Annotated in this window: 19 protein-coding genes; 13 read left to right on the top strand and 6 right to left on the bottom strand. The window is 67.9% G+C overall.

Features of this window, described 5'->3' with window-relative positions; genetic code table 11:
• Positions 1-8: 8 nt before the first annotated feature.
• Positions 9-1,163: a DUF1624 domain-containing protein gene (locus ACI766_RS26300; protein WP_004347775.1), complete on the bottom strand. Its 1,155-nt coding sequence runs from the start codon at positions 1,161-1,163 to the stop codon at positions 9-11.
• Positions 1,164-1,304: 141 nt separating this feature from the next.
• Here ACI766_RS26300 and cntO point away from each other — a divergent pair, with 141 nt between their 5' ends.
• The 4 genes from cntO to cntI are packed head-to-tail and all read left to right on the top strand — an operon-like array spanning position 1,305 to position 6,386.
• On the top strand, positions 1,305-3,431 hold the full coding sequence (cntO, locus tag ACI766_RS26295; RefSeq protein WP_016253948.1) for a pseudopaline transport outer membrane protein CntO: 2,127 nt from the start codon (positions 1,305-1,307) through the stop codon (positions 3,429-3,431).
• Between the two features lie 29 nt (positions 3,432-3,460).
• On the top strand, positions 3,461-4,252 hold the full coding sequence (gene cntL, locus ACI766_RS26290; RefSeq protein WP_003104339.1) for a pseudopaline biosynthesis protein CntL: 792 nt from the start codon (positions 3,461-3,463) through the stop codon (positions 4,250-4,252).
• Positions 4,249-5,550 carry a pseudopaline biosynthesis dehydrogenase CntM gene (gene cntM, locus ACI766_RS26285; RefSeq protein WP_003104337.1) on the top strand — a complete coding sequence of 434 codons (1,302 nt, stop codon included), beginning with the start codon at positions 4,249-4,251 and terminating at the stop codon, positions 5,548-5,550. The genes cntL and cntM overlap by 4 nt, the downstream gene beginning before the upstream one ends.
• Positions 5,532-6,386, top strand: coding sequence for a pseudopaline transport inner membrane protein CntI (gene cntI / locus ACI766_RS26280; protein WP_003104336.1), 855 nt, complete (start codon positions 5,532-5,534; stop codon positions 6,384-6,386). The genes cntM and cntI overlap by 19 nt, the downstream gene beginning before the upstream one ends.
• Before the next feature lie 44 nt (positions 6,387-6,430).
• Here the strand turns inward: cntI and trhA are convergent, their stop codons facing one another.
• Positions 6,431-7,048, bottom strand: a complete 618-nt coding sequence (trhA, locus tag ACI766_RS26275; protein WP_003095352.1) for a PAQR family membrane homeostasis protein TrhA — start codon at positions 7,046-7,048, stop codon at positions 6,431-6,433.
• A gap of 230 nt (positions 7,049-7,278) precedes the next feature.
• On the opposite strand from trhA, the gene ACI766_RS26270 reads away from it, so the two are divergent.
• Positions 7,279-8,076, top strand: a complete 798-nt coding sequence (locus tag ACI766_RS26270; protein ID WP_003104334.1) for an SDR family NAD(P)-dependent oxidoreductase — start codon at positions 7,279-7,281, stop codon at positions 8,074-8,076.
• A 4-nt stretch (positions 8,077-8,080) separates the two neighbouring features.
• Here ACI766_RS26270 and ACI766_RS26265 read toward each other — a convergent pair whose 3' ends face one another.
• On the bottom strand, positions 8,081-8,641 hold the full coding sequence (locus tag ACI766_RS26265; RefSeq protein WP_003112334.1) for a TetR/AcrR family transcriptional regulator: 561 nt from the start codon (positions 8,639-8,641) through the stop codon (positions 8,081-8,083).
• Between the two features lie 67 nt (positions 8,642-8,708).
• On the bottom strand, positions 8,709-9,248 hold the full coding sequence (locus ACI766_RS26260; protein ID WP_003095346.1) for a PaaI family thioesterase: 540 nt from the start codon (positions 9,246-9,248) through the stop codon (positions 8,709-8,711).
• Between the two features lie 172 nt (positions 9,249-9,420).
• Here ACI766_RS26260 and lpdA point away from each other — a divergent pair, with 172 nt between their 5' ends.
• Positions 9,421-10,824: a dihydrolipoyl dehydrogenase gene (gene lpdA / locus ACI766_RS26255; protein ID WP_003095344.1), complete on the top strand. Its 1,404-nt coding sequence runs from the start codon at positions 9,421-9,423 to the stop codon at positions 10,822-10,824.
• A gap of 4 nt (positions 10,825-10,828) precedes the next feature.
• On the opposite strand, the gene ACI766_RS26250 is transcribed toward lpdA, so the two are convergent.
• Entirely contained in the window at positions 10,829-11,284 is a 456-nt protein-coding gene (locus ACI766_RS26250) for a DUF2214 family protein (RefSeq protein WP_003104329.1), read from the bottom strand.
• 124 nt (positions 11,285-11,408) lie between these two features.
• On the opposite strand from ACI766_RS26250, the gene ACI766_RS26245 reads away from it, so the two are divergent.
• The 7 genes from ACI766_RS26245 (at position 11,409) to ACI766_RS26215 (ending at position 18,934) form a co-directional block, all read left to right on the top strand.
• Positions 11,409-12,248, top strand: coding sequence for an arylamine N-acetyltransferase family protein (locus ACI766_RS26245; protein ID WP_003095340.1), 840 nt, complete (start codon positions 11,409-11,411; stop codon positions 12,246-12,248).
• A 329-nt stretch (positions 12,249-12,577) separates the two neighbouring features.
• Complete coding sequence (locus tag ACI766_RS26240; RefSeq protein WP_003095337.1) at positions 12,578-12,796, top strand: hypothetical protein; 219 nt, start codon at positions 12,578-12,580, stop codon at positions 12,794-12,796.
• 226 nt (positions 12,797-13,022) lie between these two features.
• Positions 13,023-15,734, top strand: coding sequence for a magnesium-translocating P-type ATPase (gene mgtA, locus ACI766_RS26235; RefSeq protein WP_003095335.1), 2,712 nt, complete (start codon positions 13,023-13,025; stop codon positions 15,732-15,734).
• A 97-nt stretch (positions 15,735-15,831) separates the two neighbouring features.
• Positions 15,832-16,608 carry a hypothetical protein gene (locus ACI766_RS26230; protein ID WP_003112339.1) on the top strand — a complete coding sequence of 259 codons (777 nt, stop codon included), beginning with the start codon at positions 15,832-15,834 and terminating at the stop codon, positions 16,606-16,608.
• Between the two features lie 50 nt (positions 16,609-16,658).
• Positions 16,659-16,868: a hypothetical protein gene (locus tag ACI766_RS26225; protein ID WP_003104324.1), complete on the top strand. Its 210-nt coding sequence runs from the start codon at positions 16,659-16,661 to the stop codon at positions 16,866-16,868.
• Positions 16,869-16,910: 42 nt separating this feature from the next.
• The gene (locus ACI766_RS26220) at positions 16,911-18,578 is read left to right on the top strand and encodes a Na/Pi cotransporter family protein (protein ID WP_003104322.1); all 1,668 of its coding nucleotides are present in this window, start codon (positions 16,911-16,913) and stop codon (positions 18,576-18,578) included.
• Positions 18,566-18,934 carry an SLOG family protein gene (locus ACI766_RS26215; protein ID WP_003112341.1) on the top strand — a complete coding sequence of 123 codons (369 nt, stop codon included), beginning with the start codon at positions 18,566-18,568 and terminating at the stop codon, positions 18,932-18,934. Before ACI766_RS26220 ends, ACI766_RS26215 begins: the two co-directional genes overlap by 13 nt.
• Here ACI766_RS26215 and ACI766_RS26210 read toward each other — a convergent pair.
• Positions 18,910-20,271 (bottom strand): MATE family efflux transporter, encoded by a 1,362-nt coding sequence (locus ACI766_RS26210; RefSeq protein ID WP_003095327.1) that lies wholly within the window; start codon positions 20,269-20,271, stop codon positions 18,910-18,912. The genes ACI766_RS26215 and ACI766_RS26210 overlap by 25 nt on opposite strands.
• Positions 20,272-20,277 lie beyond the last annotated feature (6 nt).

Genomic DNA, 20,277 nt, shown 5'->3' with positions numbered 1-20,277 from the left:
TCCGCGCCTCAGAAGTATTTCAACCAGGCGATATCCCGCCGCCGCGCCTTGAAACCGGCGAACCAGTGCACCGCCGGGTACAGCGCCACGGCCAGCAGGATGCTGCACAGCCATAGCGCCGGCACCGAGGAGAAACCGAAGTAGTCGCCCCGGTTGGCGCCCCAGATCGCCAGCGCCAGCAGGTACAGCAGCTTCAGTAGGTAGAGATGCAGCAGGTAGAAGAACATCGGCGCTCCGCCGAACGCCACCAGGGCCTTGCCGCGACCGCTCCAGTCCAGGCGTTCGAACCAGGCCAGGAGCAGCAGGCCGATTCCCAGGGTGAGGGCGAGGAACAGCAGCGACGGCGGATACTTGGTGACGTTGAAGAAGCCCATCAGGGTGATCGCCGGCGTCTCGCCGAAGGCCCAGGGTTTCTCGCCATAGCCGTTGAGCAGGCGCAGCAGGATGAAGCCGAGCAGCAGCCCGCCACCGCCCGCCAGGAGGTAGCGTCGGCGCGTGGTTGCCGGCGTGGCGCCGCTGAACCAGTTGCCTGCGGCATAGCCCAGGGCGATCACACCGATCCACGGCAGCAGGGGGTAGGAGGTGCGCAGGCGCAGGGCGTCGCCCGCTTCGATCCAGCCACGGTCGTGGAGCACCGCCCACGGCAGATGCCAGGCCGAGCCGGGAGCGAAATGCAGCGGATCGAGCAGGTTGTGGCCGGCCACCAGCAGCACGCCGAGCGCCGCGAGCAGAGGGCGCGGCAACCAGAGCAGGGCGGCCAGGGCGAGCATGCTCAGGCCGATCGCCCAGATCACCTGGAGGTAGATCACCGTCGGCGGCAACTGGAAGGTCCAGGCGAAGTTCACCAGGGTCAGTTCCAGCGCCACCAGGAACAACCCGCGCTTGAACAGGAACGCCGAGACCGCCCGGCGTCCCTGGTGCTTCTCGCCGTAGAGGAATGCCGACAGGCCGGTGAGGAAGACGAACACCGGCGCGCACAGGTGCGCCAGGGTGCGGCTGAGGAACAGCGCCGGCTCGGTGCTGGCGACGTCCATCGGGTCGCCGACCTGGCGGTGCAGGAAAAAGGTCTCGCGGACATGGTCGAGCAGCATGAACAGCATCACCAGGCCGCGCAGGGCGTCGATGCTGTGCAGGCGGGAGGAATTGGAGACGGAGTTGGGCATGGCTGGGCTGGTCGTCGGAAAAGAGGGATGAGTATCACAGCCTGGCGGCGAGAAGCGAGATAGAGCCGGGCATTGTATTGCGAGGCCGGAATCGAACTGGTAGCGTTATAGTATATCATTTCTTTTCTGGTGCGATTTCCCATGAGAGTCAGTGTGTCGCTTGTCCTCGGTGTCGGCCTCGGTTGCAGCAGTCCGGCGCTCTGGGCGGAAACGGAAAGTCCCGCGGAGCTGGAGGTCCTCACTGTCACCGCCGAAGCGGAGCGCGCGGAGGGCCCGGTGCAGGGCTACCGGGCCAATCGGTCGGCCAGCGCGACGCGCACCGACACCCGTATCGAGGACATCCCGCAAGCCATCAGCGTGGTGCCGCGCCAGGTGCTCGACGACCTTGACAGCGCTCGTATCGAACGGGCGCTGGACTTCGCCGGCGGGGTCTCGCGGCAGAACAACTTCGGCGGCCTGACGATGTTCGAGTACAACGTCCGTGGCTTCACCACTTCGGAGTTCTACCGCGACGGCTTCAGCGCCAACCGCGGCTATATGAACGCCCCGGACAGCGCCACCATCGAGCGCGTGGAAATCCTCAAGGGACCGGCCTCCAGCCTGTACGGGCGCGGCGATCCCGGCGGCACGGTGAACCTGGTGACCAAGAAGCCCCAGGCCGAGCGCTTCGCCCGCTTGCATGCCAGCGCCGGCAGCTGGGACCGCTACCGCTCGACCCTGGACCTGAACACGCCGCTGGACGAAGAGGGCGACCTGCTCTACCGGATGAACCTGGCGGTGGAGGACAGCAAGGGCTTCCGCGACTACGCCGACGGCCAGCGCCTGCTGGTGGCGCCATCGTTCAGCTGGCAACTGGACCCGGACACCTCGTTGCTGGTGGAAGCCGAGGTGGTGCGCAACCGCCAGGTCTTCGACCGCGGCACCGTGGCGCCGCACAACCACCTGGGCAGCCTGCCGCGCTCGCGGTTCTTCGGCGAACCGGACGACGGCAAGATCGACAACAACAACGAAACCCTCCAGGCCACCCTGCGCCATCACTTCAACGAGCAGTGGAGCCTGCGCCTGGCCAGCCACTACAAGCATGGCCACCTGGACGGCTACGCCTCGGAGAACTCCAGCCTCGCCGCCGACGGCTACAGCCTGCGCCGGGAGTACCGCTACCGCGACTTCGAGTGGCACGACAGCATCACCCAGCTCGACCTGCTCGGCGACCTCCATACCGGCTCGATTCGCCACCAGTTGCTGATGGGCCTCGAGTACGAGCGCTACCACAACGACGAACTGATCCTGCGTAGCATCCCGTCGCGCAACCCCTATGCCATCGACATCCGCCGGCCGGTCTACGGCCAGCCGAAACCACCCTTCGGACGCGACGACCGCAACCACGAGGAAGTCGACGCGATGGCCCTCAACCTGCAGGACCAGATCGAGTTCAGCGAGAAATGGCGCGGCCTGCTCGGCGTGCGCTTCGACCGCTACCGCCAGGACATGAACGCCACGCGCCTGAACAATGGCCGCTTCCGCGACACCAGCTCGCAGCAGACCCAGCGTGCCGCCACCCCGCGCATCGGCGTGCTGTACCAGGCGACCCCGGAGGTCGGCCTGTTCGCCAACGCCTCGAAATCCTTCAAGCCCAATGGTGGTACCGACATGGCCGGCAAGGCCTTCGACCCGGAGGAGGGGCGCGGCTACGAGGCGGGGGTGAAGCTCGACCTGCTCGATGGCCGGCTGGGCATGACACTCGCCGCGTTCCACCTGAAAAAGAAGAACGTGCTCACCGCCGACCCGAGCAATCCCGGTTACCAGCAGACCGCCGGCGAGGCGCGCAGCCAGGGCTTCGACCTGCAGTTCAGCGGCCAGCTCACCGAGCAGTTGCGGCTGATCGGCGCCTACGCCTATATCGACGCCGAAGTGACCAAGGATGAGAACATCGCTCGCGGCAGCCGCCTGCTCAACGTGCCGAAGCACAGCGGCAGCCTGATGGGCGTCTACGAGTTCCGCGAAGGCTGGCTGCACGGCGCCGATGCCGGCGCGGCGGTCAACTATGTCGGCGAGCGCGCCGGCGACAGCAGCGACAGCGGCTTCGAACTGCCGGCCTACACCACCGTCGACCTGCTCGCGCGCTATCCGCTGGCGAGCAATGCCACCCTCGGGGTGAACGTCAACAACCTCTTCGATCGTCGCTACTACGAGCGTTCCTATAACAACGTCTGGGTCGCCCCCGGCGAGCCGCGCAACCTGACCATGAGCCTGACCCTGAACTACTGAGCCCTCTACCGCCGCCAGGAAGCCATGCCATGCAAGGACGCACACCGCTGCTGGAAACCCTCCGCGAACTGGAATGCGAGATTCGCCTGCTCACCGTCTATGCCCGCGAGTGTTGCGGCTGCTACGAGATCCTCAGGCGCAAGCTCGACCGTCTGAGCGGACTGATCGGGGAGGATTGCAGCCGGGCGCAGTGGCAGGCCGATTCGGACGATCCTGCGTTGCAGGCGCTCGGCCTGCGCCTGCGCGACGCGGCGGTGCAGGCCCTCTGCGAACTGGAGAAGCACCTTTGCCAGGGCGTGCTGCATGAACCCGGCGAGATGGGCCGCTACCTGGGTAGCCTGCTGGAATCCATCCGCGGCGAACTCGACAGCGCCGGGATAGATGCCGATGCACGGGTCCTGTTCGTCGGCTCCGGTGCCCTGCCGACCTCGGCCCTGGTGCTGGCGCGGGAGGTCGGCGCACATTTGTGCTGCCTGGACATCGACGAGGAGGCCCTGGGCTGTGCCCGCGAGATCGCCCGCTGCCAGGGGCTGGAGGCGCGCATGCAGTTTTCCTCGCTGCCGCCGGCGGAACTGGCGTTTTCCCGCGATGCCACGCATTTCCTGATCGCTTCGCTGGTGCAGCAGAAAAGCGCGGTGCTGGCGCAGATCCGCCAGGTCATGCGCGCCGACGCCAAGGTCCTGCTGCGTCACGGCAGCGGCATCAAGGGACTGTTCAACTACCCGGTGGAACCGGCCGAACTGGAGGGCTGGCGGGTTTGCGCGGAGCGGGTCAGCCAGCCGCTGTACGACACCCTGATCCTGGAGAAGGCCGGTCGATGAATGCCGCTGATGAGAGCCTGGGCAACGTCCTGCTGGTCGGTCTGGGCGCGGTGGCGATCCAGGTCGCGCTGGACCTGCGCCGCCACGGTGCCGGTCGCCTCGGCGCGCTGAACCATCCCGGCCGGCGCAGCCAGCGGATCGCCGAGGCCCTGGCGCGCGGCGCCTGCCTGCAGCTGGAAGGGCAGGGGCAGCATCGCTGGCTGTCCGGCAACGCCGCGCTGGACGTCTTCCACCAGGACCCCGCTGAGCTTCGCGACGATTGGCAGACCCTGGTGCTCTGCGTGCCGGGCGACAGTTACCTGGACGTGGTCCGCGGGTTGCCCTGGGAGCGACTCGGCGGGGTGCGCACGCTGCTGCTGGTGTCCGCCTTCATCGGCGCCAACCTGCTGGTGCGCAGCGCCCTGCCGGCGGGGTGCCAGGCGACCGTGCTGAGCCTGTCCAGCTACTACGCGGCGACCAAGGTGATCGACGAGACACAACCGCTGCGGGCCCTGACCAAGGCGGTCAAGCGCAGGGTCTACCTGGGTTCCAGCCGGCCGGACTGCCCGGCGCGGGAGACCTGGCGGCGAGTCCTGGCCGGCAGCGGGGTGGAGGTGGTACCCCTGGCGACGCCGGAAGCGGCGGAGGGCCGCAACGTCACCACCTACGTGCACAGTCCGTTCTTTCTCGGCGAGTTCGCCCTCGCCCGGATACTTTCCGAGCAGGGGCCACCCGGTTTCATGTACAAGCTCTACCCGGAGGGACCTATCACCCCCGGGGCCATCGGCGCCATGCGGCGGCTGTGGTGCGAGCTGAGCGAACTGTTGCGGCGGATGGGCGCCGAGCCGTTGAACCTGCTGCGGTTCCTCAACGACGACAACTACCCGGTGCACGAGACGATGCTGCCGCGCGCGGCCATCGACGGCTTCGCCGAGGCCGGCGCCGAGCGCCAGGAATACCTGCTGTTCGTGCGCTACGCGGCGTTGCTGGTCGATCCGTTCTCTCCGGCCGACGAGCAGGGTCGCCACTTCGACTTTTCCGCCGTGCCGTTCCGCCGCGTCAGTCGCGACGAAGACGGACTCTGGCGGCTCCCGCGGGTGCCGCTGGAGGACTATCGCAAGCTGGCGCTGATCGTCGCGCTGGCCGCCCACTTCGACCTGGCCATGCCGCAGGCGCGCAGCCTGTTGGCGAGCTACGAGAACGCCGTGTCCCGATTCATCGATTGCCAAGGAGCGAGCCAGTGCCATCCAAGCCTGTATCCGATCGACAGCCGTCCGGCGGCGGACGCCATCTATCGCCAATGGTGCTCGACCTGCTGAAGAGCGGGGTGCTGCTGGCGGTGCTGGCGTCCTTCACCTTCAGCGTGATGAACGCCCTGGTCAAGGAAGCCAGCGCCACCCTGCCGGCTGCCGAGATCGTGTTCTTCCGCAGCGCCATCGGTACCCTGCTGATCTATCTGCTGATGCGCCAGGCCGGTGTCGCCCTGTCGCGCCAGGGCGTGCCGATGCTGCTGGTGCGCGGGGTGATGGGGGCGCTGTACCTGGTCTGCTATTTCTACGCCATCGCCCATATCCCGCTGGCGGACGCGAGCATCCTGGCGCACATGTCGCCGTTCTTCGTCATCCTCTTCTCCGCGCTGTTCCTCGGCGAGCGGATTCCCCGGGCGGTCTATTGGCTGTTGCTGGTGGTGGTGCTCGGCGCGCTGATGATCGTCAAGCCGTTCAGCTATTCCAGCTACTCGGTATACGCCGTGGTCGGCTTGCTCAGTGCGGTGTTCGCCGCCGGTGCCTCGGTGGCGATCCGCCAACTGAGCGCGCGGCACCATACCTACGAGATCGTCTTCTACTTCCTGGCGGTGGCCACCCTGGTGGCCATCCCGCTGATGTGGAACGACTTCGTGGTGCCGGCGACGCTGCGCGAGTGGGGGCTGCTGCTGGCCATCGGGGTCGTATCGCTACTCGGCCAGGTGTTCCTAACCCGCGCCTTCAGTCACGAGAGCGCGACCATCGTTGCGGTGACCCGCTATATCGGCATCGTCTTCAACGCCGGCTGGGGCTGGCTGTTCTGGAGCGAGGTGCCGGACGCACTGACCATCGCCGGCGGCGTGCTGATCGTGGTGGCGTGCATCGCGCTGTCGCGGACGAAGAAGGGCTGAGCCTCCGGCGCGACCAGCTCCCGCTGCTTCGCGCCGGACCGCGCCTAGAGTACGTAGCGCCAGATCGCCACGAAGTGGAGGAGGCTGCCGGCGATCACGAACAGGTGCCAGATGCCATGCCAGTGGCGGAAGCGGTGGTCATAGGCATAGAAGACGATCCCTACGGTATAGAGCACGCCGCCGGCCGCCAGCCAGGTGAAGCCGGCGCTGCCGAGGGCGGCGAGCAGCGGTTTCACCGCGATCAGCACGATCCAGCCCATCACCGCGTAGATCACCACCGACAGCACTCGCGCCTCGGAGCGTGGCTTGATCTCCTGGAGCATGCCGAGTACCGCCAGGCCCCAGACGATGCCGAACAGCGTCCAGCCCCAGGGACCGCGCAGCGTGACCAGGCAGAAAGGCGTGTAGCTGCCGGCGATCAGCAGGTAGATGGACAGGTGGTCGAGCTTGCGCATCACCACCTTCGCTCGCCCGCGCACGCTGTGGTAGGCGGTCGAGATGCTGTAGAGCAGCGTCAGGGTGACGCCGTAGACGCCGACCCCGACGATCTTCCACGGACTGCCGTTGAGGCTCGCCTGGACCGTCAGCCAGACGGCGCCGGTACAGGCGGCGACCGCACCGATCAGGTGGGTCCAGGCATTGAGTCTTTCACCGTGATACATGACGCATGATCCTCCCGCGATGGACAACGCCATGGTAGGGCATGTCGGGGTGGTGTGGGTCCTGACCTTTTATTGGCGTTTTCCGTGACGGTTGCATGAAGGTTTTCCTCATCCCTCCCTGCTCGTTGGAACGGATAAAGGCTTGACGGTTTTAATTATGGTCATAATATTAAGTGTGTAATATAAACAGCCGCTGTCAGCGGTCAGGCTTTTTTCCAGCGAGAACCCACATGAACGAACAGATTGGCAATGGCGTCGCCCTGGTCACCGGCGCCTCTTCCGGAATCGGCGCGACCTACGCCGAGCACTTGGCCCGCCGTGGCCACGACCTGTTGCTGGTGGCGCGCGACCGGCAACGCCTGGAAGCCCTGGCGGATCGACTTCGCCAAGCCCACGGGGTCAGGGTGGAGATCCTGCGCGCCGACCTGTCCGAGCGCGACGATAGGTTGCGGGTCGAGCGACGGTTGCGCGACGACGCCTCGATCGCGTTGCTGGTGAACAACGCCGGCGTGGCGATGAACGGTCCGCTGGCCGATGCCGACATGGACCGGGCGGAGCGGATGATCGCCCTCAACGTAGTGGCCCTGACCCGCCTGGCTGCCGGCGCGGCGGAGGGGTTCCGCCGGCGTGGCGGCGGCGCCATCGTCAACCTTGGTTCGGTGGTGGCGCTGGCGCCGGAGTTGTTCAATGCCGTCTATAGCGCGACCAAGGCCTACGTGCTGAGCCTGAGCCAGTCGCTGCAGCACGAGCTGGCCGGCAGCGGCGTTTACGTCCAGGCGGTGCTGCCCGGCGTCACCCGTACCGAGATCTGGGAGCGCAGCGGCGCCGGAATCGCCGGGATTCCCGCGGAGATGGTGATGGAGGTCGAGGATCTGGTGGAGGCAGCGCTGGTCGGTTTCGATCGGCGTGAAGCGGTGACCATCCCGTCGTTGCCGGATGCGGCCGATTGGCAGGCGCTGATGACGGCGCGGGCCAGGCTCGCGCCCAATCTGTCGCGGCAGCGGCCGGCCGAGCGCTACCTCGGCTGAGGCCCTAGCGCTCCATCTGCTCCAGCAGCTTCTTGCGCGTCGCTTCCAGTATCCGTTGCGACAGCGCCTCATCCTGCACGCTGCGCGACAGTTGCAGCGCGCCGACCAGCGAAGCGAGCAGCAGCACGGCGCGCTCGCCTGCGTCCTCGCCCTCCAGGGCCGCTTCGATCATCGCCAGGCGCTTGCGCACGATGCTGTCGGTGGTCGGGCTCGGCGTGCCGCGCTGGCCGAGTTCCGCCGACAGGGTCGGCAACGGGCAGCCGGCGCCGGGGTTATCGCGGTGACGCGGCGACAGGTACTGCTCTATCAGCAGCGCCAGCGGTCGTTCCGCCTCCGCCAGGGGCGCGGTGATTTCGTCGAGTTGCGCCGCGGCATGCCGCAACGCGGTTTCCACCAGGTCGTCCTTGGACTTGAAGTGCGCGTAGAAGCCGCCATGGGTCAGGCCCAGGGCCTTCATCAGCGGTTGCAGCCCGGTGGCGCCGACGCCGTCCTGGCGGAACAGCCGGGCAGCCTCCTCGACGATACGCCGGCGGGTCTTCTGCTTGTGGTCTTCGGGATAACGCATGGCTTCGATACCTTGGAATGCAGGTCGTCATCTTAACGCCTGGCGGCCTTCCCTGGCGAAGCCGCGTTCATCCGGCCATGTGCAGGACCAGGCAGGTGGTCGAGCCGACGGCGTAGAGACGGTCGTCGACATCGTACAACCGGCCCTCGGCGACCGCCGTCGAGCGGCCGAGGTGCACCACCCGGCCTTCGGCGCGCACCGGGCCGACCTTGTCGGTCAGCGCGCGCAGGTAGCTGATCCGCAGGTCGGTGGTGGTATAGCCCTGGCCGGCCTGGAGCCGGGTATGGATCGCGCAGCCCATGCAGGAGTCCAGCAGCGACGCGGCGTAGCCGCCGTGCACGCTACCCAGCGGATTGTAGTGGCGGCGGTCCGGGGTGCCCTGGAACAGGAAGCGCCCTTCGGACCACTCGATGGGAACGAAGTCGACCAGTTCGCCGTAGGGCGGACAGGGCAGTTGGCCGCTGCCGATGCGGTCGAAGAACTCCTGCGGGGAGAGCGCGGCGACTTGCGCCAGCTCCAGGGTTCCGCTGGCGCCGAGGCGGGCGCGGGCGGCCCGCTCGGTGGCGATCCAGGCGTTCAGGCGATCTTCGCGGCCGGGCTGTTCCATGGTAGTGCTCCTGTCGTGGTGGGAAAGGGTTGCAGGAAAATTACGGTCATCATATAAGCTTTGCATGACGAGCGAAATACAATCGCTTTCGGTCCCTCTACGCGGCGTTTCCTCTATTTGCGCCGGCGTCGCCTACGCTGAGGGGGCCGTGGCGGGACAACCGAGGAGCAGGATGATGGAAAGCTATGACGTGATCGTGATCGGCGCCGGTCCGGGGGGCTACAACGCTGCCATTCGCGCCGGCCAGCTGGGCCTGAAGGTGGCCTGCGTGGAGGGTCGCGAAACCCTCGGCGGGACTTGCCTGAACGTCGGCTGCATGCCGTCCAAGGCCCTGTTGCACGCCTCGGAGCTATACGCCGCGGCGAGCGGCGGCGAGTTCGCCCGGCTCGGCATCCGGGTCAGCCCGGAACTGGACCTGGCGCAGATGATGAAGCAGAAGGACGAGAGCGTCGCCGCCCTGACCCGTGGCGTCGAATTCCTCTTCCGCAAGCACAAGGTGCAGTGGATCAAGGGCTGGGCGCGCTTGCAAGGCGAGGGCCGGGTCGGCGTGGCCCTTGCCGACGGCGGCCACGCGCAACTGGAGGCGCGCGACATCGTTATCGCCACCGGTTCGGAACCGGCGCCGCTGCCCGGCGTGCCTGTGGACAACCAGCGCATCCTCGACTCCACCGGCGCCCTGGAGTTGGTCGAAGTGCCTCGCCACCTGGTGGTGATCGGCGCCGGCGTGATCGGCCTGGAGCTTGGTTCGGTCTGGCGCCGGCTGGGCGCACAGGTCACGGTGCTGGAGTACCTCGAGCGGATCTGCCCGGGGCTGGATGGGGAAACCGCAAGGACCCTGCAGCGCGCCCTGACCCGCCAGGGCATGCGGTTTCGCCTCGGCACCCGCGTGGTCGCCGCGCGCAGTGGCGAGCAGGGCGTCGAACTCGACCTGCAACCGGCCGCCGGCGGCGCTACGGAATCGCTGCAGGCGGACTACGTGCTGGTGGCCATCGGCCGGCGCCCCTATACCGAAGGACTGGGGCTGGAGACGGTCGGCCTGGCCAGCGATCGTCGCGGCATGCTGGAGAACCAGGGACAGCGCAGCGCGGCGCCGGGCGTCTGGGTGATCGGCGACGTGACCTCGGGACCGATGCTGGCGCACAAGGCCGAGGAAGAGGCGATCGTCTGCATCGAGCGGATCGCCGGGCATGCGGCGGAGATGAACGCCGAGGTGATTCCGTCGGTCATCTACACCCAGCCGGAAGTGGCCAGCGTCGGCCTCGGCGAGGAGCAGCTGCAGGCGGCGAGGCGCGAGTACAAGGTCGGACGCTTCCCGTTCAGCGCCAACAGCCGGGCGAAGATCAACCACGAGAGCGAAGGCTTCATCAAGATCCTCTCCGATGCCCGCAGCGACCAGGTGCTCGGCGTGCACATGATCGGGCCGGGCGTCAGCGAGATGATCGGCGAAGCCTGCGTGGCCATGGAGTTCAGCGCCTCGGCGGAGGACCTCGCGCTGACCTGCCATCCGCATCCGACCCGCTCCGAGGCGCTGCGCCAGGCGGCGATGGACGTGCATGGCCGGGCCATGCAGAACTGAGGGCTCAGCCGCGCATGCCGAAGCCGCGCGCCATCAGCGTAGCCAGCAACGGAATGACCAGCAGCAGGAGCAGTTGCAGGCGCACCGCCAGGACCACCCGCCGGCCCCGGGCCGGCGTCACCGCCGGCACTTCGCCGGCCTTGAGGGCGCCGCGCCAGCCAAGGAAGGTAACGGTCGGCAACAGCGAGACCAGGGCAGCGAGGACGAATAGCCCGACCTTGGCGTGGAACAGACCATTGTGCAGGTAATAGTCGACGCCCTTGCCGTACCACAGCACCCGCGCCAGCCCGCTGGCCAGTACCGCCAGGGCGCAGAGGCCGTAGCCGCGGTCGATCGCCGCCAGGCTGCGGGCGCGCTCCAGGTCCAGCGGCAGGCGCAGCAGGCGGTGCTGCAACACCAGCAGGGCGAACAGCAGGAAGATCGACAGGTAGTGCAGGTAGGCGACGATTGCCTGGGCCATGGCGGCGCTCCTCGGGGTGGGATGGGCACAGTCAAGCAGACCCCGGGCCAATGTGCCTGACGGCGCTTCCGGTATTCCCCGAGAATGCGTCTAGAATCGAGCTGGCCATTTTCCGGAGCCCGCCATGACCCCGCTGACGCCCGAGCAGACCCATGCCTACCTGCACCATATCGGCATCGACGATCCCGGTCCGCCGAGTCTGGCGAGTCTCGACCGACTGATCGACGCGCATCTGCGCCGGGTCGCCTTCGAGAACCTCGACGTGCTGCTCGACCGTCCCATCGAGATCGACGCCGACAAGGTTTTCGCCAAGGTCGTCGAGGGCAGCCGCGGTGGTTATTGCTTCGAACTCAACTCGCTGTTCGCCCGCCTGCTGCTGGCCCTCGGCTACGAGCTGGAACTGCTGGTGGCACGGGTACGCTGGGGACTCCCGGAGGACGCGCCGCTGACCCAACAATCGCATCTGATGCTGCGTCTGTACCTGGCGGAGGGCGAGTTCCTGGTGGATGTCGGCTTCGGCTCGGCCAATCCGCCGCGAGCACTGCCTTTGCCGGGCGACGAGGCGGACGCCGGACAGGTGCATTGCGTGCGCCTGGTCGACCCGCACGCCGGTCTCTACGAAAGCGCCGTGCGCGGTCGCAGCGGCTGGCTGCCGCTGTACCGCTTCGACCTGCGCCCGCAGTTGTGGATCGATTACATCCCGCGCAACTGGTACACCTCGACCCACCCGCACAGCGTGTTCCGCCAGGGCCTGAAGGCCGCCATAACCGAGGGCGACCTGCGCCTGACCCTGGCCGACGGGCTGTTCGGCCAGCGCGCCGGCAACGGCGAGACGCTGCAGCGCCAACTGCGCGACGTCGAGGAACTGCTGGACATCCTGCAGACCCGTTTTCGCCTGCGCCTCGACCCGGCCTCCGAAGTGCCGGCGCTGGCGCGACGGCTGGCGGGACTGATCTCCGCCTGAGCGCTTTTGGCCGGTGTCTTTTCGCCGGACTCCTGCGGGAATTTTCCGATGTTCCATAGAAGCCTGAACGAAACGGCTTTTTCGGTTGACCTCGTCTGGCAAGAGGTCTATAAAACCCCCGCCCGCAGAGCCGGGCACTTTCTTTCCCCCTACGAAGAGAGCCATGGACAGTATTCCCAGTAGTCGTCGCCCGGCCCAGCAGATGCCGGCTGGTGCGATGACCCAAACCAACGCACGACGGAACCCGCAACGGGTCGGTCGGTTGAGCGGCATCCTGGGCTGACCCACTGCTTCTCACCCGTGTCCGGCACGCCGGGTACAGGTGAGTCATGAACTTCGAGAATTCGGTATCCCCCGGCGTATCCGCCTTCGTGGCGAAGATGCGCGTGCGCGCCGCGCAGTCCCCCGGCGCGATCCTTCCCGGCCACGGCCATCCTGCGAGCCTCGCCTGGCGTGTCGACCCGGCCGGCGGTCGCCTGGAGTATCGCCGCCTGGAGACGCAGGTCGAAGAGAACCCTGAGAGCGGTCGCCGCCCGATGCGCGGCTGACGCTTTCTCCTGCCCAACCCTTCGCACAAGGAGCCTGCCATGGACGAACCACCAAGTCGGCCTGCTGCGTGCCGCCTGAGCGGCCGCGCGCAGTGGGCCTCACCCGGACAAGCCGAACATTCTTCCCACCGATCGCGAACATCGCGACCCGGCACGCCTTTGCCTGTCACCTGACCGGCAACCGACTCGTGTCGCCGTCGCGCAGCTCGCGACAGGAGACCGAGTCATGAGCGTAGCGACCCAACGCAATACCCAGCTCGATACCGAGCGCCGCAACGACCGACTGTCCATGCGCGCCGCCCGCGAAGCGCAGAACAGCCTGGAAACCACCCTCACCAACGTCCGCGGTCGCCAGGATGGCCTCGACCAGGCCGAGGCCGCCGCCCGGCTGCACGCCGACGGCCCCAACGAAGTGGCCCACGACCGTCCGCCACACGTCCTGGTGCAATTGCTGCAGGCGTTCAACAACCCCTTCATCTACGTGCTGATGACGCTCTCTGCGATCAGCTTCTTCACCGACTTCTGGCTGCCCCTGCAGGACGGTGAGGAAACCGATCTCACCGGCGTCATCATCGTCCTCTGCATGGTCCTGGTCAGCGGCCTGATGCGCTTCTGGCAGGAATACCGTTCGGGCAAGGCCGCCGAGGCGCTCAAGGCCATGGTGCGGAACACCGCCACCGTGCTGCGCCGCGACGAGCGCGGGATGCGCGGCGAGCTGCGGGAAATCCCCATGGGCGAACTGGTGGTCGGCGACATCGTGCGCCTGTCCGCCGGCGACATGATCCCCGCCGACATCCGCCTGATCGAATCGCGCGACCTGTTCATCAGCCAGGCCGTACTCACCGGCGAGGCGCTGCCGGTGGAGAAATACGACACCCTCGGCGCGGTCCGCGAGAAGTCCGCCAAGCGGATCGCCGCCGACCAGCAGGACCTGCTCGAACTGCCGAACATCTGCTTCATGGGCACCAACGTGGTCAGCGGCACGGCCACCGCGGTGGTGGTTGCCACCGGTGCGCGCACCTATTTCGGTTCGCTGGCCCGTTCCATCGTCGGTTCGCGGGCGCAGACCGCCTTCGACCGTGGGGTGAACAGCGTCAGTTGGCTGCTGATCCGCTTCATGCTGGTGATGGTGCCGATCGTGCTGCTGATCAACGGTTTCACCAAGGGCGACTGGACCGAGGCGTTCATGTTCGCTCTCGCCGTGGCGGTCGGCCTGACCCCGGAAATGCTGCCGATGATCGTCAGCGCCAACCTGGCCAAGGGCGCGGTGGCGATGTCGCGGCGCAAGGTGGTGGTCAAGCGCCTCAACGCGATCCAGAACTTCGGCGCCATGGACGTGCTCTGCACCGACAAGACCGGCACCCTGACCCAGGACCGGATCATCCTCGAGCATCACGTCGACGTTGCCGGCCGGCGCTGCGACCGGGTCCTGCAAATGGCCTGGCTGAACAGCTTCCACCAGTCCGGGATGAAGAACCTGATGGACCGCGCGGTGGTCGCCTTCGTCGAACAGAACCCGCGCATCACGCCGTCGGATGCCTGGCGCAAGGTCGACGAACTGCCCTTCGATTTCGTCCGTCGGCGTCTCTCGGTGATCCTCGAGGGCAAGGACGGCGAACACCTGCTGGTGTGCAAGGGCGCGGTCGAGGAAATGCTCGAGATCGCCACCCGCGTGCACCAGGACGGTGTCGACCTGCCGCTCGACGAGGAACGCCGCCGGGCCCTGCTGGCGCTGGCCGAGCAATACAACCGCGACGGCTTCCGCGTGCTCCTGCTCGGCACCCGCAGCCTCTCGCGCACGGAGTCCCAGGCCCAGTACGGCGCCAGCGACGAGCGCGACCTGGTGATCGCCGGCCTGCTGACCTTCCTCGATCCACCGAAGGAAACCGCCGGCCCGGCCATCGCCGCGTTGCGCGAGAACGGCGTGGCGGTGAAGGTGCTCACCGGCGACAACCCGGTGGTCAGCGCGAAGATCTGCCGCGAGGTCGGCCTGGACGTCGGCGAGCCGCTGCTCGGTCGCGACATCGACCTGATGGACGATGCCACCCTGCAACGCCTGGCCGAGGAGCGCACGGTGTTCGCCAAGCTGACGCCGCTGCAGAAGTCGCGGGTGCTCAAGGCCCTGCAGGGCAACGGACACACCGTTGGCTTCCTCGGCGACGGCATCAACGACGCCCCCGCGCTGCGAGATGCCGATGTCGGCATCTCGGTGGACAGCGGCACCGACATCGCCAAGGAATCGGCCGACATCATCCTCCTGGAAAAAAGCCTGATGGTCCTGGAGGAGGGCGTTATCAAGGGCCGCGAGACCTTCGGCAACATCATGAAGTACCTGAACATGACTGCCAGCTCCAACTTCGGCAACGTGTTCTCGGTACTGGTGGCCAGCGCCTTCATCCCCTTCCTGCCGATGCTGGCGATCCACCTGCTGCTGCAGAACCTGATGTACGACATCTCCCAGCTGTCGCTGCCGTGGGACAAGATGGACAAGGAGTTCCTCGCCAAGCCGCGCAAGTGGGACTCGAAGAACATCGGCCGCTTCATGGTCTGGATCGGCCCGACCTCGTCGATCTTCGACATCACCACCTACGCGCTGATGTGGTTCGTGTTCGCCGCCAACAGCCCGGAAATGCAGTCGCTGTTCCAGTCCGGCTGGTTCATCGAGGGCCTGCTCTCGCAGACCCTGGTGGTGCACATGCTGCGTACCCAGAAGATTCCCTTCATCCAGAGCACCGCGGCGCTGCCGGTGATGCTGATGACCGGGCTGGTGATGGCGCTGGGCATCTACGTGCCGTTCTCGCCGCTGGGGGCGATGGTCGGCCTGCAGCCGCTGCCGTGGGAGTACTTCCCCTGGCTGGTGGGCACGCTGCTCTGCTACTGCGTCACCGCGCAGACCATGAAGACCCTCTACATCCGCCGCTTCGGCCAGTGGTTCTGAGCGATCGGCCGGGCTTCGTCCCGGCCTTTCCCGGCGCGTCGGCAAGCCTCGCCGCGCCGCGCAACGCACACCGGACCCACGCATGGAGAGACGCATCATGACCCTGCACGACCGGCGCCCGCGGGCGCCCCTTTTCCAACCGCTGCCGGCCGCGCTGCGACGCGCCCTGTCCTGGCGCCTGGGCTTCGTCGCCGCCGCGCTAGCCTGCGTCCTGCTGCTGGCGCTGCTGTCCGAGGCTCGCGCCGCGGGCGGCGCCTACCGGGTCGACGACGGCGAGATCGACCCCGTCGGCGAATGCAACCTGGACGCCTGGCACCAGCGCGAACGCCACCACGGCAACCGCTACCAGTCGGTGCTGTCGCCAGCCTGCACCTTCTCCGCCCTACCATCGGTGCAGCTCGGCGCGGCGCTGGTGCGCGAGGGCGACGCAGGCGATCGGCACAGCCGCCTCAGCCCCGAGCTGAAGACACCGCTGCTGGCCCGCGACGACCTCGGCCTGGCGTTGGCCTTCGCGCTCTCGGCGGATCTCTACCTGGACCGCCGGCACGCCTTCGAAGGCGCCGGCTTCAACCTGCCGCTGAGCTACCAGCCGTTCGAGGCCCTGCGCCTGAACGCCGGGGTCGGCCTGGGGCATGCCTACGCCGAGGGCGAGCGCCGGCATCGCTGGAACTGGGGCATGGGCATGGAATACCGCGTTGGCCAGCCGTTGACCCTGATCGCCGAACGCTTCGGCGAGTCGGCCGGCGACAGCGGCTGGCAGGCCGGACCGCGGCTGCACCTGGGCGAACGGCTGGACCTCGATCTGCTGGTCGGCGGCCACCTGCGCGGCGAGCGCGAGCGATGGCTGGTCTCGGGAGCGACCTTGCGTTTCTGAGCCCAAGGGCGTGCCGCGCTGCGGCGCGCTCCTCCACCGAGGAAGCAGCCATGAACGTCGTACGCAAATGCCTGGGCGCGTCTCGCCGCGCGCTCTGTGGCCTGGCAGCACGGCTGCTGGCAAAGGCCGCGCACCTGCTGATGGTGGTCAGCGTGCGCGCATACGCCAGCGGCCGCCTGAGCCAGGTCGAAGTGAAATACCTGCTGGACTGCTCGAGCGCGCTCAACCGTGCATCGCTCAGGCTGGCCATGGGTCAATGAGCCCGTTCCCTTCACGATCCATTCCGAACCGGGAGTTCCGCCATGCTGGGAACCATCCTCCTGATCAACCTGGCCGGTGCCGTGGCCCTCCTGTTGTGGGGCACGCACATGGTCTCCAGCGGCGTGCTGCGCGGTTTCGGCACTGTGCTGCGCAACTGGCTCGGCCGCCACCTGGGCAACCGCTGGCTGGCCCTGCTCGCCGGGCTCGGCATCACCGGCCTGCTGCAGAGCAGCACCGCCACCAGCCTGATGGCAGCGTCCTTCACTGCCAGTGGCACCCTGGGCCTGGCGCCGGCGCTGGCAGTGATGCTCGGCGCCAACGTCGGCACCACCCTGGTGGTGCAACTGCTCAGCTTCGACACCTCGTTGCTGGCGCCGCTGGCCCTGCTGTCCGGCCTGCTGCTGTTCCGCCTGGGCGACGGTCCACGCCTGGAGAGCCTTGGCCAGTGCCTGATCGGACTCGGCCTGATGCTCCTGGCGCTGGCGTTGCTCGGCCATTCCCTGCAGCAGATCGAGGCCTCGCCAGCCTTTGTCGCGGTGATCCACGGCCTCGAAGGCGATCCGCTGATCGCCCTGCTGCTCGCCGCGCTGCTGACCTGGGCCTGCCATTCCAGTGTCGCGGTGGTACTGCTGGTGGCGTCCCTGGCCCAGGCCGGACTGGTCTCGCTGCCCATCGCCCTGGCCCTGGTGCTCGGTGCCAACCTCGGCGGCGCCTTGCCGGCGCTAGGGGTGGCCGGTAGCCGGGTGGCGCGGCGCCTGCCGTTGGGCAACCTGCTGGTGCGCCTGCTCGGTTGCCTGCTGGTGCTGCCCTGGCTGACGGCGCTGGCGCAACCGGCCAACGCACTCGGCGGTGCGGCGGCGGTCTGGTTCCACAGTGCTTTCAACCTGGCCCTGGCACTGCTGGCGATCGGCTTCACCGGACCCCTTGCGGCGCTGCTCGCGCGCCTGTTGCCGGAAGAGGCACAGTCCGACGAGCCGGGCATGCCGCGCTACCTCGACGAAGCCGGGCTGGAGGTGGCCAACATCGGCCTGGCCAACGCTACTCGCGAAGTCCTGCGGCTGGCCGACATGGCCAGTCTGATGCTGCGCGCCACCAGCGGCCTGTTGCAGCGACCGGAGGCGAAGGTGGCGGCGGAAATCCGTCGCCAGGACCAGGCCCTCGACCAGTTGAGTGCGGCGATCCGCGCCTACCTGGCAGACCTCGGCCAGGACGGCCTCGGCGACAGCGACGCCGATCGTGCCCAGGAAATCCTCCTGTTCGCCATCAACATCGAGCACATCGGCGATCTCGTCGCCAACAGCCTGCTGCCCCTGGCGATGCGCTGGGCCGGGCGCAGCCGCGCCGGCAGCGAGTTCGAGCTGGGCCGCATGCTGCCGTTGCAGGCGGCGATCGAGGAGAGCCTGCACCTGGCGATCAGCGCGTTCCTTCGCGAAGACCTGGACGCCGCGCTGCGCCTGGTGGCGCGCAAGAAGTTGCTGCAGCGACTGGAGGCCGATGCCAGTCGCGAGCGCTTCCGTCGCCTGCGCGACGATCGTGGTGCCTGGGTGGAGTCCGGTGACGTGTTCCAGCGCATTCTCCGCGACTACCGACGCATCCACCATCATGTCACCGCCCTGGCCTATCCGCTGCTCGAACGCAGCGGCATCGATCCGATGGCGAAGCGGCCGGACGAGCCAGGGCAAGGGGAGGGATCGGCATGCGCCTCCTGATCTGCGCCGGACGCCATTTCAAGGACGCCGAACGCCTGCGCCTGGCGCTCGACCAGTGCCACGGCCTGCAACCGGTGGCGCTGCTCGGCCACCTGCTGCATGCCGGCAGCGGCCTGCCGGACGAGGCCGAGCGCTGGTGCCGCGAGCGTGGCGCGGATTCGCGCGCCTACGATTATCCGGAGCGCAGTGGCAGCGACAACGCCCTGCGCGAGTATGGCGAGGCCGTCTTCGGCGATGCCGCGCCGGACCTGGTGCTGGTGTTTCCCGGTGGGCGCCTGGCCAGCGAACTGGTACAGGTCGCGCACGCCGCCGACGTCCCGCTGATGCTCGCCTATCGTCCGCTGTCGGCGCCCTGAGCGGCGAACCAGCCATCGCGGCGGGTCAGGCGCCAGCCGTAGGCGGCCAGGACCAGCCCGCGCAGCAGCATGAAGGCGAGGAACGCCAGCCATAGCCCGTGGTTGCCCAGCCCCTGCAACAGCCAGCCGAGGGGCAGGCTGGCGGCCACCGCGACGAGCATCGCGTTACGCATCTCGCGGGCGCGGGTGGCGCCGATGAACAGGCCGTCGAGCAGATAGCTCCACATCCCCAGCAGCGGCAGGCAGGCCAGGTACGGCAGATAGGCGTAGGCGACTTCGCGGACGCCGGCGATGTCGCTCTGCAGGTCGATGAACAGGTGGCCGAACAAGGCGAACAGCGCGGCGAACGCCAGGCTTGCCAGCAGCGACCAACCACCGGCTACCACCAGCGCGCGGCGCAGGGCGGCTCGGTCGCGGGCGCCGATGGCGTGGCCGCAGAGCGCCTCCACCGCGTGGGCGAGACCGTCGAGGGCGTAGGACGTCAGGAGCAGGCCGTTGAGCAGCAGGGCGTTGGCGGCTACCGTGGCGTCGCCGAGGCGGGTGCCCTGTACGGTGAGCAGGAAAAACACCAGTTGCAGGGCCAGGCTGCGGATGAAGATATCCCGGTTGACCATCAGCAGCGGCAGCCAGGACAGCCAGTGGCGCAGGCGTTGCCACTGCGCCCGCCCGGGGCGCCGGGCCAGGTCGCGGCGGGTCAGGGCCAGGCCGAGCAGGGCGCCGCTCCATTCCGCCAGCACCGAGGCGCGGGCCGCGCCTTGCACGCCCCAGTCGAGGCCGTGGACGAACCAGAGCACCAGGGCGATGTTGCTCAGGTTGGTGGTCAACAGGATCGCCAATGGCGCCCGTGCGTTCTGCGTGCCGAGGAACCAGCCGACCAGTGCGTAGCTGGCCAGGGCCGCCGGCAGGCCGAGCAGGCGGGTATGGAAGAAGGCGCGGGCCTCGCCGGTCAGTTCCGCCGACGGTTGCATCAGTTGCAGGGCCCAGCCGCTCAGGGGCAGGGCCAGCGCGCCGAGCAGCAGGGCCAGGAGCAGCGCCATGCCCAGGCCCTGGGCGAGGATCAGGCGCAGCGCGCCGCCATCGTCGCGGCCGGCGGCCTGGGCGGCGAAGCCGGTGGTGCCCATGCGCAGGAAGCCGAGCACGCCGACCATCAGGGTGTACAGGCTGCCGCCCACGGCTACCGCGCCGAGCTGGTAGGCGTGCGGCAGGTGGCCGACCACCGTGCTGTCCACCAGGTGCACCAGGGGAACGGAAACGTTCGACAGAATCATCGGCCCGGCCAGCGCCCAGACCCTGTGGTGGGTCGGGGCGTGGCGCCAGGCATCGCGCAACAGGCTCATGGGGTC

The organism is Pseudomonas sp. DL, from assembly GCF_047199225.1.
GTDB lineage: Bacteria > Pseudomonadota > Gammaproteobacteria > Pseudomonadales > Pseudomonadaceae > Pseudomonas > Pseudomonas aeruginosa.
This window is presented reverse-complemented; position numbering and strand designations above follow the sequence as displayed.